The following is a 14954-nucleotide window of genomic DNA, read 5'->3' on the forward strand; positions in this document are numbered from 1 at the left end:
TTAGAGGTCAGAAATTGGCACTTACAGTAAAGGTCAGGCTGCGGGTCATGGGGATGTTCAGGCCCGTGTAACCAAGCAAATTGCTTCCCGAACCGTAGGAACTACCCTCGGGGTCAAAGCCCTTGAAAGGGGTGAACAGCAGCAGGTTGTTGCCGGCAGCCGACAGTGTAAGCGAGTTAAGCGGCGTATTGGCAAGCACGCTTCTGCCGAACGTATACGAAAAGGAGGCACTGCGCAGACGCAGCCACGAAGCCTCTTGAAGAAGTACCTCCGAGACATCGGCATAGCGTGCAGCCACCCGGTAATACGTATCGCCATCGATGCGCACCGACCGGGTGTTGGGCGAGCCATCGGCGTTGACGCCCTGGAAGACCACATCGACGTTGCGCGGTACGGTGCGCTCGTCTACACCGTTGCGTATGCGGTTGCGCATGCCGGTGTCATAGGCATCACCTCCTTCACGTACTTCGACCAGGAACGACAGCGACAGGCCTTTCCAGCTTATCGTATTCGTCAGGCCGCCCATCCAGTCGGGCAGGGCATTTCCTACTTTTACATAGGTGTCGGTAAAAGCAGGATAACCATCAGCATCGAGGATCAGCTCGCCCTGGTCGTTTTGGCGATACGGCCGGCCATAGAGATCGGCAATCGAGCCGCCCTGGACAAACTTATTGGCAATGCGATCGTCCATGAACATGATCTCATTGATACCGTCGGGCATCGTGACGATCTTATTCCGGTTGGCAGACCAGTTTAGTGAAACGTCCCAACTAAAATTACCCGAGCGCACCGGGGTTCCGGTCAGCAAAAGCTCGACACCCTGGTTGCGTATTTTGCCAGCGTTCGTGACGTATAACGCCAGGCCAGAGGTGTAACTGACCGGTATGTCTGTAATTTGATTGGAGCTCATGGCCCGGTAGTAGGTAGCGTCGAGTGAAAGACGGTTATTGAAAAACTTCAGCTCCGTTCCTAATTCAAGTGAGCGGGTTCTTTCCGGCTGAAGGTTTTCAGAACCGTACGTTGTGCTTTCACGGAAACCATTAACCCCATTGAAGGGGAACCCGAGCGCCAGTTGATAATACTGACCGATCTGATAAGCTTGCGCATCTTTTCCCACTTCCGCCCAGGAAGCACGAATCTTACCGTAGTTGAATGTGGGATTGGTGCTCAATCCCAATGACTCTGTAAAGACATAGCCGGCACTAATCGATGGATAGAAGAAAGAACGGTTCTGTACGGGCAGTGTGGAAGTCCAGTCGTTACGCCCCGTGATGCTGACATACAACATGCTTTTATACTCCAGCTTGGCATCACCGAAGACACCGACAAGCCGCTGCACGACATCGCCTTCAGTGGTAAATTTATTCGCGGTATTGGTAAGGTCGTAAAACCCTTTCAAGCCAAACTTCTCACCTCGTACATTCAGTTGATTGGAGTGAATGTCAAGAACATTGTTCCCAACCATGATCGATCCTTTGAGATCTTCGCTGAAGGAGTGGCGCGCCGTAAGTAAAAAGTTCGAGTTGATCTCACGATAAAGAAGCCGCTCTTCGACCATAAATCCACCCGCGGCCGTAGAGATGTCAAGACCGACCGGCGCAATGCGCACACGCTGGTCTCCGTAATAATCCAGCCCCAGCTGATAGTCAGCTTCCAGCCAGTCAAGGATCTTCACGTTGGCGCCGGCGTACGTAATGATGCGGTTTACATCGTCCTCCATCGTGCTGAATTCAGCCAGGTAACGCGGGTTGTCGATGGTTGTGCCCGCATAACTTTTAATCGAGCCGTCAGGATTGATATAGTCGTTGACGTCAACGGAGGTAGTGTGATAGTTGAGCGCGCTCATGATAGACTTGTCACCCCCCTGTGGCCGCAATCCACCGGAGTTGGTATACGTTGCCCCGCCCCGCAGCGTCAGTCGGTCTGACATGGTAGTATTGCCGCTAAAGCGGACGGATGTGCGTGACCAGTCTGAGTTCGGTACAATACCTTCTTGTTTCAGGTGCGAAACAGAGGTGAAATAACTGGCCTTGTCGTTTCCACCGGAAACACTCAGGTTGTTGCTGAAGCGCTTGCCAGTTTGAAAGAAATTCTTGAAGTTGTCGTAAAGCACGTCGTCTTCGGTCACCGGCGGCCCGAACGTTTGAAACGGCGTTCCTGCACCGGGCACACCAATGCGTCTGACACCGGATGCGCCTTCACGGTACGCACGCTGAATACCCGGCGTTTTATTGACCTCATCCCAGCCTACAGAACCTGTATACGAGATCTGCGGCTTACCCGCCTTTCCTCGTTTCGTAGTAATCATAACAACACCGTTGGAAGCACGCAAACCATACAACGCTGTGGCCGCGGGACCTTTCAAGACGTTGAGCGATTCGATATCGTCCGGATTAATATCGATCGCACGGTTGCTAAACGAGTATTGCTCCGTGCTGGTCGTTGCCACCGAGCCGGAGCTCGGCAGCACGTTGGCGGCTACTGTCTGGTTGCTCATCGGCACGCCGTCGATAACAAAGAGCGGTTGATTATTTTGCCCCGAGGTCATCGACGTGATACCGCGTATCAGAATGCTGGTGCCAGCCCCCGGTGCGCCACCAGAATTCTGGATCCGCACACCCGCCACCTTACCCTGAAGTGCGGTGACAATATTCGTCGGACGTGTATTGGCGAGCTCGGCGCCTTTTACCTCCTGCGACGCATATCCCAACGCGCGCTTCTCCTGCTTGACACCAAGGGCCGTAACGACGACTTCCGACAATGCCGTTACATCCACAGCAAGCTGTATAGCAAGCGTTGTATTGCTGCCAACAGCAACTTCCTGACTCTTGTAGCCAATAAAGCTGATAGTTAAAATAGCATCGGGTGGAACGTCAAGGGAGAAAGCACCCGCGGCATCCGTAATCGTTCCTCGGGTTGTTCCCTTTAACGAGACGTTGACGCCAGGCATGGCGCCTCCGTTTTCAACATCTGTGACCGTACCAGTGATGGTGGTTGTCTGGGCATACACAGGCGAATAGAATATAATCGCAAGGATGCCTGCTAGCAGTAGCAGTCTTTTCATGCTCATAAGATTTAGGTTAATGAAGGGTTTGGACACAGGTCCTTATGAAAGTTAATGCCTACGGTGTATAAATAGCAAGATGTGTAGAAGCACTTCCACAACATATTTCACAACGTCAGGGCAGAAAACGTTTTAGGGAAATCAATAGAAATAAAAAAGGGTTGCCATGCGAACATAGCAACCCGTATGTATAGTCCTTAAATGACTTAGCTATACAGCTTCGTATAATATTCATCCGCCATGCGTCCCGAATCAAACATCGTAGACACCCCACTCATACTGGCCTTCATAATGCCCCGCCACTTCGCCGGCTGCTCATAATACATCGGAATAATCTCGTGTTCCAAAAGATCTAGCAACGCATTTCCCTCGAGCTTATCCTTCGACTCCGCTGTCAGCAAATCATTTGCCGGCGGAATGATAAACGCATTCTTGCCATGCTGCGCAAACTCAGGCACCCAACCGTCCGGTATCGAGAGGTTAATCGAACCATTCATGGCAGCCGTCATACCCGACGTGCCGGAAGCCTCATGATACAGGCGTGGGTTGTTAAGCCAAAGGTCAGAGCCTTTCTTTAAGTGCCCCGATAACCAAAGCTCGTAGCCTGTTACCACCGTGCAGTTGGGCATATCTTTGGTCTTCCAGTATATTTCGTTGAAGATGTTGATGGCATTGTAGTCCTCCGGGTAAGGCTTGCCGGCCCAGATAATCTGTATGGGATATTTCGTGTTTTGGACAATGCGCAGGAAGCGATTATAGTCCGCCAGCAGTAGGTTGGCGCGTTTGTACGCTGCGAAGCGACGGGCCCACACCATCGTCAATACATTTTCGTTGAAGAGCTTGCCGGTTTGGTTCGCCACGGTGCGGAAGAGCTTATACTTCAATTCCTTTTTACGCGCAATCAACGCCTGGTCGTTTCCCTCGGTCAGGGCCTTGTCCATCGCCGGATCGCTCCAGTACGTTTTGTTCTGGGCGTTGGTGATGGCGGTGATCTCGCAGATGCTGCCGTAGTCGCCCCACATCTTGCGCGATACTTCGCCGTGCAGTTGCGATACGCCGTTGGCGCGACGGGCCAGGCGTAACGCCGTAAGCGTATAATTTAATACACCGTTCTCCGGCTGTACATACTCATCCACTTGCTTTTGCGTGAGGCCGTTGAAGAAGCTCATGCTGTTGAGCAGCGGCACGCTGTGCTCCTCGTTGCCGGCTTTCTCGGGCGTGTGCGTGGTAAAGACAACGCGCTTTCGCACCTCTTGCAGGTTCTTGTATTTGTCGAGCAGGTAGAAACACAAGGGCAGTGCATGGCCTTCGTTCATGTGGTAGATTTCGGTCTCGCGCTCCAGTACGTCCAGCAGCTTGGCGCCGCCGATGCCCAGTAAAATGGACTGCGCAATACGGGTCGTTTCGTTAGGATCGTAGAGACGGTGGCTGATCGTTTGGGCCAGGTAGTCGTTCTCAGGAATGTCGGTGGTTAACAAAAACAACGGCACCGTGTTGAATACCTCCGGCTTGAGCAGGTAAGCTTTTACGTACACCCGCGCACCGTGTATGATGATGGGGAACACGATGTGCGTATCGGTCAGGAAGTGATAATCTTTATCGCGGAAGTTCGCGCGCAGGGTTTGATCCTGGTTGCGTTCCTGGTCGTAATAGCCTTTCTTCCACAGGATGCCGATGCCAATCATGTTTTGCTTTAGCTCATAACCGCTGCGCAGGTGCGAACCGGCCAGGAAGCCGAGACCGCCGCTATAAATCTTCAGGGGCTGATCTACGGCAAACTCCATGGAGAAGTACGCGACGGGCTTTTGGTACCGCTCGTCAAAGGCATATGGGAATAAATCGGTCAATTTGATCATGGGTGGTATGCTTCTATTAGGTGTAGAAACGACAAACTAATAAAACCTGAGGCATACAGTTTCAGGAATTTTGGGTGGGACCTTACACGCAGTCGCTGCAAACGATTGATTTGTCTGCCAGGGCGTATTGTTATTTTAACCGAAAGGGAGTCAACTGCTCTGCGCGTCGCTGTGGAGGGGATTCACCACAAGTACCTAATCCTCTAAAGGTCCGTAAATCTATGCACAGGTTCATGCGTGGGACGAATCTCATGGCTTAGACCCTTCGCCATACGCTAGGCACGAACAGAGCGGTTATTCGTCTTGAGAGTTCGTCGTTGAGCCTGGCCAATGGATAAAATGCGACGCTTAGGCATAAATTATTTTTTACCTTAAGTGATGATTATCCTTTTCAGAGACAATATTTATCAAATAAAGAGCAGGAAATCTTCCGATTTGCTGGTAGGATACTCGGTATTGTATTCGGGAATTTCTTGCGATTTTGGCTATTTTTAACCCGTTTTGCTTAATGGCCGAAGTAGCCAGAGTGCGGACAAAGGGTAGAGAAACATAGGTCTAAAGACCAGCTACAGAAATGAGAATTGATAATATTCGAATAGAGAATTTTAAGTCAATTGTTGATTTGCAATTAAATCTGGGACGATTTAATGTTCTGATTGGAGAAAATGGATCGGGGAAGTCGAACATTTTAGAAGCTATAGCGTTTGGCGCAGCGGCAAATGCCAACAAACTTGATTATGAATTTTTTGGAAGCCGAGGCATAAGGGCAGCAAATCCAGAATTCATGTTTTCGTCATTTGAGGGTGTACAGAAAAAGATAATCAAACTATACTACAGCACAATTGAGGAAGAAACACGCAATTCTTTTGAATATGACCTTATTAACGATGATGAGAATTCGAAGAAATGGATACGCTTACCGAAAACAAGCAAAAATGTAAAGGAATCAGAAATTATTGATACGATTGTCTCCAGCTTTCTTAACAACGAGGTGGAGGAGCGAGTAAAGACATTGGATCCATTAATAGGTGAAAATTTGCGAGTAGCATTAGAGCAATTTTGGGGTGGACTAAAAGATCTTGCAACAAGCAAGAATCTGGAGGCTGATATCCTGCTCAGATATTTTGCAAATTTGATGCTTACGACACTTCCCAATAAGGCATTGTCTGATTTCGTAATATACTCACCGGAACAAAGTAGTTTGCGTAGATTTGATGACTCCGCCCAAATCTATCCATTGGGTATCCGTGGAGAGGGACTGTTTCAATATTTGAAAGAGGTATCGCTAGATCCCAAAGAGCAAGAAATGCTGAGAAGCATAAAGGAGAAGCTCTTGCTATTGGATTGGTATGAGGATTTTCGGTTGCCTGAGAATTTAATGAGCAGTGAATTTTCTCTGCAAATTAAAGATCGCTATCTTGATCCAACTCTTCAATATTTTGATCAGAGAAGCACCAACGAGGGTTTTTTGTTTTTGTTATTTTATTCTACCCTATTTACTTCTAAAATAACTCCAGCATTTTTTGCGATTGATAACATCGACGCATCGTTTAACCCCAAGTTGTGTATGCGTTTAACGCAGACGTTGGTTAAATTGGCCAAAGAACATAATAAGCAAGTGATCGTGACCACTCAAAATCCAGCAATACTGGACGGCCTTGATTTAAGCGACAATGACCAACGATTATTTGTTGTGCGAAGAAATGATGAAGGCCATACTAAAGTCAGCAGAATCGAAGATAAGCCAGGAAGAACTGCTAAACTATCAGAAGTTTGGTTAGGTGGTTATATCGGCGGATTACCTGAAAATTTCTAGTGTCATGAAAGTTGCCTTAATCACAGAAGGGCCGTCCGAGCACAGAATTGTTAAGCATATTATCACCAGATATTTCAAGGGTGAGGATGTTGAAATCCGCCAGATCCAACCAAAATTGATTAGCGGCCGGCAAGACAACAACACCCCAGGAGGATGGAACGAAGTCCTGAAATATTGTGGACGTGAAGAAATTCGTGATATCCTGATTGAAAACGATTATCTCGTTATTCAGATAGATACAGATCAATCTCAAATTTCACCTTTTGATGTTAGTCACACTCATTTAAATAATACGCAGAAAAGTCCCAGTGAACTTTGTACGGAGGTCATTGAAAAACTTAAAGGGTTATTCAAAACTGATATTAAACACGAATATGGACACAGAATCTTTTTTGCTATTTGCGTCCATACCATTGAGTGCTGGTTGTTGCCTATATACTATTCAAATAAGGAGACCCATTGCTCTAAGACGGTCAGTTGTATATCTCTATTGAATAAGGAACTTTCGCGCCAAAATATTCAGACTCTACCAACGAATGATAAGAATAGCACGAATGCTGTTAGAGTATACGATACTATCTTACAGAATTGGAGGAAAAGAACTGATATAGAAGAATCCGCCCGGTATCACGCTGGATTTCAAATCTTTATTGACTCTTTAGGTTCCATTCAATCCGCTAAACAGGAGCCTACAGAAAGTCGATCTTAATATGCTAGCACTGGCAGGGTATTCCTCCGAGACGGATTATTTCAACCTGCAGAATGAGCGGAGTATAAGGGGGAACGCCATAAAAGCTGTTCGCGCCAAAAGCCCGGCAGGAGGGAAGGAAGAAGTTGGCCTTAGCGCCTTCCTCAAGGGCTTTGATGGCTGCTCTGGCTTCTGGTGTGTAACGACCCCACTCATCGGAGGAGACAGGACCTTGATAAACCAAGGTGCCATCGAGATAGTAGAAGGAAGACCGGATGTCCACGATTTGTAGATAATTGTCTGTTACCTTCTTTCCGTTTCCAGCTTGTGTAATAACATACTGCCGCTCGAGTTCATCGCGGAGGGGGGTAAGGCTATGGTCGGCAAAATACTGGTCCAATACGGCCTGGTCTTTGGCCAACCAGGAGTCTCCACAGGGATCGATGAAGGGAATTTCAACCTGTTGCGTTACACGGTCGGTCTCTCCGTCTTCGTTGGTGATTTCCAATTCAATATTATAAGTGCCCGCTGCATCAAAACGATACTCCAGCACTGGCGATGTAACATAGTTGCCTTCAATATGCCAGCGCAGGGATTCCGCATGTTTGGAGGTGCTGGTGAACGTGGCGTAAAGTGGTTTGTTCTCGGGATCCTGCTCGACCATAAAACTGGCTTTGGGTTCATCGTCTACACAGGAAGAGAGTGACACAACTAAAAATAAAAATGCAAGGTGCGGTAGTTTGTTAACTGATATCATGTTGTTGAATTGATTACAATGGCTAGCGAGGGACTTTTGCAAAGATAACTTTTTATTTTCAGAACGTTGTGGATGCTACAGATAACGTGCCACGCTCGTAAAAGATGTGTGTAAACCGGGAAAAAGTTATTGCTAAAGCGCCTGGAGTACTTCCTTCAATGAATAGTATACTTTCTGTGCGGTGCCTTCTTGCAATTGCCAGGAGGGGCGGTCGCCTGGTTCAACCGTAACGGTAACATCGGTAGGGGCGGACGCCGCGATGTTATAGCCATTCCGCTCGAGCGCGTTGCGGGTCCAACGGTATAGGTATCCTTCGCCGTGCAGGGCCACGGTCTTGTTACGGAAGGCCGTATGGTATATCTGGCCCGTTTTGAGGTCGAAGCCTTTTAATTGAAAGATATCATCGAGGGTGCCTTGCAATACCAGGTCTTCCGGTAGACCGGTAAGAAGGGTTTTGTCTTTGCCGGCGACCCACAGGATATCGGCCGTTTGCAGCGCCAGGTCCAGCTCATGGGTGGCGACCAGTATCGCTTTGCCGGTTTCGCGCGCCAGGCGTTTCAGCAGCTTCATGATCTCGACGCGGTTGTTGAGGTCGAGGTGGGCCGTAGGCTCGTCGAGGAGGATGACCGCGGTGTCTTGCGCCAGTGCCCGGGCAATCATTACCAGTTGTAACTGACCGTCGCTGAGCTCATATAGTTTTTTGTGTGTAAAGCCGTGGATGCGTGCCTGGGCAATCGCCTGGCCAATGATCTTTTTATCTTCTTCGCGTAAGCGCATGTTCCAGTCCAGGTACGGATAGCGTCCGAAAGTGACAAGCTCGTATACTGTCATGTTCATGCCGGCGATCTTCTCCGTCAGAACCACTGCCACCTGGTGCTCCGGCGGCATACCCGCGCCTCCCTCCAGGGTAACGCTACCGGCCAGTGGACGCTGCAACCCGGCCAGGGTGCGCATCAACGTAGACTTGCCTACTCCGTTTGGCCCCATTAAGCACACGAGCTCACCCGCGTGCAGCGTAAGCGACATGTTTTCCAACAGGTGCAGTACAGGATTGCTGTAGCCGGTGGATAGGGCGTGTGTTTGGAGCGCTATGGTCGGTGTGCGGGGAGACATATATCAAGGATGCATACGGGGATGACGAAGAATAACCCAGATCACCACGGGTGCCCCAATCAACGCAGTCACGGCATTGATGGGCAACACCTGCGTACTGCCCGGCAGTTGCGCCAGCACATCGCAGAATAACATCAGGGCGGCCCCGCCCACCATGGACGCAGGAATGAGGATCTTATGATCACTGGTGCGGATCAATAGCTTGACCAAATGCGGCACCGCCAGGCCGACAAAACCTATCGGCCCGCAAAAAGCCGTCACACTGCCCGTCAGGATACACGTGGACAGTATAATGATCATGCGTGAGCGTTTGATCGGTACCCCCAGGCTTTGCGCGTAATGCTGGCCCAGCAGCCAGGCGTTCAGCGCCTTGGCCGATCGTACGGCCAGCAACGTACCGGCCGCCAGGGTGAAGGTGAGCACGGCAATTTCCGGCCAGCTCAAGCTGCCCAGGCTGCCGAAGGTCCATATAATATAGATCTGCATTTCCTCGGCCTTGCTCACAAATTGAAGGATAGCAACGATCGATGACACCCCGGCACTGATCATCATGCCCACGAGTAGCAGCGAAACGTTGTCGCGCAGGCGCTGGGCAATGGCGAGCATAATAATGACTATCGCAAAGCAGCCGCCGCTGGCTACCAGGGCGGTTGTCCACGGCGAAGGTTCATATAACAGACGGATGCCGGCGGCCTGCCCCATAAAGATCAGGGCGACGGCGAGGCTGGCGCCGGCGCTGAGACCCAGCACATCGGGGCCTGCCAGGGCGTTTCGGAAAAGCGTTTGCATTTGCAGGCCCGCCAGGGCCAGGCCGCCGCCGGCTAAAATGCAGGTGAGGGCCTTTGTCAGGCGGAAATTCCAAACAATGTCTGCCCAGACCGGCTCGGTGGCATTGCCGCCGGCAAGAATGGTCAGGATTTGTGCAAAAGGAATCTGCACACTGCCCAGTGAGAGGCTAAACCCGAAAAGTAGGGTAAGAAGCAGCGGAAGGAGGAGCCAGCGGTTGCGGTTCATGTGGGCGATTCGGCTGCAAACATAGTAAATGTCAACCGTTGGTGAGGTGGGATTACCCGTATCAAAGCCGTACATAAGCCGTAGATAAGCCGTACTAAAGCCGTATTTACGGTATATGGAGAGGTATGCCTGGCATGCTGCGCACGTGCGCCGTCCCATACATTCCAATAGCTTCACTATAAGGTTACAATATGTCAAGCATAGCTTTGGTATAGGTATGGTATAGGTATGCTACGGGTGAACCCTGGCCTTGGTATGGCTGCCGATAGCGCGCACAAAGCGGGGATGTCTCAGAGTATAGCCAGTGTTAAGTCAGAGTTTAGCTAGAGATGAGTCAGTACTAAAAGGACTGGGATATTGGCGGGATAGTGCACTAAGCGCTCCATTACAAATTATAAATTAGGGGCTAAAAGAGCTTTTCCATGCAGCCAGCCCACAAAAATGGCGATATTTGAGAAAATCAGGTGACGCTCCGCTGCATTCGTCCGACAATATTCTCACCTAGTATTCTTTTTCCAAGCTTTTTTTGTACTTTTGCCGCCCCGCAAAGCAGGAATGCAGTAATGGGAACTCGGTACTTGGGGTCAAATTCCCCAAAAATATTGAAGGGTGAATTTGGTAACTCCCCTATAGTTCCTATCTTTGCAGTCCTTTTTGCGACAAGAGTTCAAAAAGTCCTGAAAAACAGCATAAAACGGTTTCAACCATGCCTGGAATTATAGGAAAGAAAATAGGAATGACTAGCATATTCGGCCCAGAGGGTGAGAATATTGCATGCACAGTAATCGAGGCTGGCCCTTGTGTTGTAACACAAGTGAAGAATGAAGAGACAGACGGATATCGTGCCGTTCAACTTGCTTTCGGTGAGAAAAAAGAGAAAAACTCGACCAAAGCAGAAATTGGCCACTTCAAAAAGGCCAGTACAACCCCGAAAAAAGAGGTAGTTGAATTTCGCGATTTCAAAGCTGAGTTTGAAGGCTTGGCTGAGCTCGGTAAAGAGCTGCGTATTCAAGACATTTTTGTTGTCGGAGATTTTATCGATGCGGTCGGTACATCTAAAGGCCGCGGTTTTCAAGGTGTTGTAAAGCGTCACGGTTTCGGTGGTGTCGGTGGTGCAACCCACGGTCAGCACGATCGTCTGCGCGCTCCCGGTTCTATGGGTAACGCCTCGTTCGCATCACGCGTACCGAAAGGCAAGCGTCTTCCGGGCCGTATGGGTGGTGCTCAGGTAAAACTGACCAACCTGGAGGTAGTAAAGATCCTTCCCGAACAAAATCTGATCGTTATCAGCGGCTCCGTTCCGGGCCCTAAAAATTCAACTGTAATCCTTCAGAAATAATGGAAGTAGCAGTCATTAAATCCAGCGGCGAGAAGACCAGCAAGAATATCAATCTTCCTGAGACTGTCTTCGGCATCGAGCCAAACGACCACGCCATCTACTTAGACGTAAAAAGCTATCTGGCCAACCAACGTCAAGGTACGCACAAATCAAAGCAGCGTAACGAAATCTCCGGTTCAAGCAAAAAGCTGAAGAAGCAAAAAGGCACCGGTGGAGCTCGTGCGGGTAACATCAAGAACCCTCAGTTCAAAGGTGGTGGACGGATTTTCGGTCCTCAACCCCGTGACTACTCGTTCAAGCTGAACAAGAAAGTAAAAGACCTGGCACGTAAGTCAGCGTTGACATACAAAGCGAAAGATAACTCAATCGCTATCCTTGAAGATTTCTCTTTCGAGGCTCCGAAGACCAAGCAATTCCTGTCACTCCTGGCAGCATTGTCACTGTCAGACAAGAAGACGCTTCTCGTACTTCCGGAAGTTAATAAGAACGTAGTTCTTTCCGGCAGAAACATCCAGAACACAAAAATTACCACAGCCGATCAGATCAACACATACGATGTGATGAACGCGGACAACGTGATCTTTGTCGAGAGCTCGATTACTAAAGTTGAGAACTTATTAAATAAAGCATAATGAGTATCCTGAAGAGACCATTGGTAACGGAGAAAGTTTCTGCCCTGAACGAGAAAGGCAAATACGGTTTTGTCGTGGATGCTGATGCTAATAAGGTAGAGATCAAAAAGGCCGTTGAAAAGCAATATGGCGTGAACGTAGAGAAAGTGAATACCATGAACGTAATGGGTAAGAAAAAGACCCGCTACACAAAGACAGGTATTCTTTCCGGTCGCCGTCCCAGCTATAAGAAAGCTGTCGTGACACTTGCACAAGGCGAAGTAATAGATTTTTATAGCAACGTATAATTTTTGAGCCATGGCGTTGAAGAAACTTAAACCAGTAACGGCCGGTACGCGACACAGACTCGCGCCCTCGTTCGATGACATTACTGCATCGAAGCCGGAGAAATCACTGGTAAAAACGATAAAGAAGACCGGTGGACGTAACAGCAATGGCAAAATGTCCATGCGCTACATCGGTGGTGGCCACAAGCAAAAAGGAAGAGAAGTAGACTTCAAACGTAATAAGGCGGGTATTCCTGCTACGGTGAAGTCTATCGAGTACGATCCGACGCGTACAGCGCGTATCGCTCTGCTTTACTATGCTGACGGCTTTAAGACATATATTCTTGCTCCGGACGGCCTGAAAGCAGGTCAGCAAGTTGTCTCGGGTGCTGATGTAGCTCCTGAAGTTGGTAACGCGCTGCCGCTGGCAAAGATTCCCATCGGTACAATCGTACACAACGTTGAGCTGAAGCCGGGTAGAGGTGGTGCAATCGCCCGCTCTGCCGGTACCTTCGTACAGTTGCTGGCCCGTGAAAACGGTATGGCTACGCTGAAGATGCCTTCTGGCGAAATGCGTAACGTGATGGACGTATGTATGGCAACGGTAGGTGCTACTTCAAACGCTGACCACATGAACGAAAGTGTTGGTAAAGCTGGTCGTAGCCGCTGGAGAGGTATCCGCCCCCGCACCCGGCCAGTAGCGATGAACCCTGTCGATCACCCGATGGGTGGTGGTGAAGGTCGTGCTTCTGGTGGTCACCCGCGCTCACGCAACGGTCTCTACACGAAAGGTAAGAAGACACGTTCTCCGAAGAAATATTCCGATCGTCTAATCATATCTAGAAGGAAAAAATAATGGGACGCTCAATTAAGAAAGGTCCGTACTGCGACAACCGTCTGATGAAGAAGGTTGAGACGGCAGAGAAGTCAGGTAAAAAGTCTGTGATCAAGACCTGGTCACGTCGCTCGACGATTACACCTGATCTTATCGGCAATACCTTCGCGGTACATAATGGAAATAAATTCATTCCTGTTTATGTAACGGAGAACATGGTAGGTCACAAGCTTGGCGAATTCGCCCCGACCCGCACGTTCCGTGGTCACTCAGGAAACAAGAAAGATAACGCTAGGTAATCATGGAAACTGTAGCGAAAAAGACAAAACGTTCAGTATTAAAGCGTGAACAACGCGATGCCCGGAAAGAGACCGCCAAGAACGGCCCTTCGGTAGCAAAATTGAAAAATGTGCCGACCTCTCCGCGCAAAATGCGCCTGGTGGCTGACTTGATCCGCGGTGTACGCGTGAACAAGGCACTGAACATTCTGAAATACGAGCCGAAAATTGGTGCAGGCAAGCTTGAAAAGCTGCTGTTGTCCGCGATCTCTAGCTGGGAAGCGAAACACACCGACGTGAAGCTGGAAGAAGCCGACCTGTACGTAAAAGATATTTTCGTAGACGGCGGCCGGATTCTGAAAAGACTGCGCCCTGCACCGCAAGGTCGTGCGCACCGCATCAGAAAGCGTTCGAACCACGTAACACTGATCGTGGATAGCTTCAAAAAGGAAGGCTCAGAAGTGGCAACAACTGACAAAGAAACTAAGGAATAATGGGACAGAAGATTAATCCAATAGGCCTGCGCTTAGGCATCGTACGTGGCTGGGATAGTGCCTGGTACGGTGGCAAGACCTTCGCTGATAAACTGGTTGAAGATCAGAAGATCAGAGAGTATGTTCAGGCTCGTATTCCCAAAGGCGGTATTGCCAAGGTTGTCATTGAACGCACGTTGAAACGCATCACCCTGACTATTCACACGGCTCGTCCCGGTGTTGTAATCGGTAAAGGCGGTGGCGAAGTAGATAAGATCAAAGAAGAGCTGAAGAAGATCACGAACAAAGATGTTCAGATCAATATCTACGAGATCAAGCGTCCTGAATTGGATGCGAAACTGGTAGGTGAGTCTATCGGCCAGCAGATCGAAGCCCGGATCTCTTACAAGCGTGCGATGAAGCAAGCGATTGCCTCAGCGATGCGTGTAGGTGCAGAAGGCATCAAAATCAAGACTTCAGGTCGTCTGGCCGGTGCCGATATGGCCCGTACAGAACAATATAAAGAAGGTCGGATTCCCCTGCACACCCTGCGTGCGGATATCGACTACGCTCTTTCTGAGGCACAGACTGTATACGGTAAGATCGGTATCAAGGTATGGATCTTCAAGGGTGAGGTTTACGGCAAGCGTGACCTGTCACCGAACGTAGGTCTGGCCAGCAACTCAGGCGGTGAGCAGCGCGGTGACAACCGTGGCGGTGGCCGTGGTGATCGCAACGAACGCGGTGGTAACCGTGGTGGTGGTGATCGTCGTGGAGGCGGTGGTGGAGATCGTCGTGGCGGTGGTCGCGATAGTGGTGGTGG

The 14954-nt window shown here is 49.6% G+C and carries 14 protein-coding genes; 9 read left to right on the forward strand and 5 right to left on the reverse strand.

Translation table 11 applies throughout. The features are described from left to right. Nucleotides 1-7 precede the first annotated feature (7 nt). Entirely contained in the window at nt 8-3064 is a 3057-nt protein-coding gene (locus KK062_RS21515) for a SusC/RagA family TonB-linked outer membrane protein (protein WP_254086418.1), read from the reverse strand. A gap of 206 nt (nt 3065-3270) precedes the next feature. Further along, nucleotides 3271-4920: an alpha-glucan family phosphorylase gene (gene glgP, locus KK062_RS21520; protein WP_254086419.1), complete on the reverse strand. Its 1650-nt coding sequence runs from the start codon at nt 4918-4920 to the stop codon at nt 3271-3273. A 574-nt stretch (nt 4921-5494) separates the two neighbouring features. Between glgP and KK062_RS21525 the strand changes: the two genes are divergently transcribed. Next, nucleotides 5495-6736, forward strand: a complete 1242-nt coding sequence (locus KK062_RS21525) for an AAA family ATPase (RefSeq protein ID WP_254086420.1) — start codon at nt 5495-5497, stop codon at nt 6734-6736. A gap of 4 nt (nt 6737-6740) precedes the next feature. Then, nucleotides 6741-7445: a hypothetical protein gene (locus KK062_RS21530; RefSeq protein ID WP_254086421.1), complete on the forward strand. Its 705-nt coding sequence runs from the start codon at nt 6741-6743 to the stop codon at nt 7443-7445. Between the two features lie 4 nt (nt 7446-7449). Here the strand turns inward: KK062_RS21530 and KK062_RS21535 are convergent, their stop codons facing one another. The 3 genes from KK062_RS21535 to KK062_RS21545 all read right to left on the reverse strand — a co-directional run bounded on the left by KK062_RS21535 (nt 7450) and on the right by KK062_RS21545 (nt 10308). Continuing rightward, nucleotides 7450-8223 (reverse strand): hypothetical protein, encoded by a 774-nt coding sequence (locus KK062_RS21535; RefSeq protein ID WP_254086422.1) that lies wholly within the window; start codon nt 8221-8223, stop codon nt 7450-7452. Nucleotides 8224-8313: 90 nt separating this feature from the next. Beyond that, a complete protein-coding gene (locus KK062_RS21540; protein ID WP_254086423.1) occupies nt 8314-9294 on the reverse strand; it encodes an ABC transporter ATP-binding protein in 981 nt (326 codons plus the stop codon). A 3-nt stretch (nt 9295-9297) separates the two neighbouring features. Further along, nucleotides 9298-10308: an iron chelate uptake ABC transporter family permease subunit gene (locus tag KK062_RS21545; RefSeq protein WP_254086424.1), complete on the reverse strand. Its 1011-nt coding sequence runs from the start codon at nt 10306-10308 to the stop codon at nt 9298-9300. A 706-nt stretch (nt 10309-11014) separates the two neighbouring features. Between KK062_RS21545 and rplC the strand changes: the two genes are divergently transcribed. The 7 genes from rplC to rpsC form a co-directional block, all read left to right on the forward strand. Beyond that, nucleotides 11015-11647, forward strand: coding sequence for a 50S ribosomal protein L3 (gene rplC / locus KK062_RS21550; RefSeq protein ID WP_254086425.1), 633 nt, complete (start codon nt 11015-11017; stop codon nt 11645-11647). After that, a complete protein-coding gene (gene rplD, locus KK062_RS21555) occupies nt 11647-12279 on the forward strand; it encodes a 50S ribosomal protein L4 (RefSeq protein WP_254086426.1) in 633 nt (210 codons plus the stop codon). The genes rplC and rplD overlap by 1 nt, the downstream gene beginning before the upstream one ends. Beyond that, entirely contained in the window at nt 12279-12566 is a 288-nt protein-coding gene (gene rplW, locus KK062_RS21560; protein WP_254086427.1) for a 50S ribosomal protein L23, read from the forward strand. The genes rplD and rplW overlap by 1 nt, the downstream gene beginning before the upstream one ends. 10 nt (nt 12567-12576) lie before the next feature. Then, on the forward strand, nt 12577-13401 hold the full coding sequence (rplB, locus tag KK062_RS21565; RefSeq protein ID WP_254086428.1) for a 50S ribosomal protein L2: 825 nt from the start codon (nt 12577-12579) through the stop codon (nt 13399-13401). Beyond that, nucleotides 13401-13679: a 30S ribosomal protein S19 gene (rpsS, locus tag KK062_RS21570; RefSeq protein ID WP_254086429.1), complete on the forward strand. Its 279-nt coding sequence runs from the start codon at nt 13401-13403 to the stop codon at nt 13677-13679. Before rplB ends, rpsS begins: the two co-directional genes overlap by 1 nt. Before the next feature lie 2 nt (nt 13680-13681). Next, nucleotides 13682-14152: a 50S ribosomal protein L22 gene (gene rplV / locus KK062_RS21575; protein ID WP_262899283.1), complete on the forward strand. Its 471-nt coding sequence runs from the start codon at nt 13682-13684 to the stop codon at nt 14150-14152. Continuing rightward, nucleotides 14152-14954 (forward strand): 30S ribosomal protein S3 (gene rpsC, locus KK062_RS21580; RefSeq protein WP_254086430.1); only part of this gene is annotated, 803 nt, incomplete at its 3' end. The genes rplV and rpsC, both read left to right, overlap by 1 nt.

Source organism: Dawidia cretensis, assembly GCF_018598175.1.
GTDB lineage: Bacteria > Bacteroidota > Bacteroidia > Cytophagales > Cyclobacteriaceae > Ohtaekwangia > Ohtaekwangia cretensis.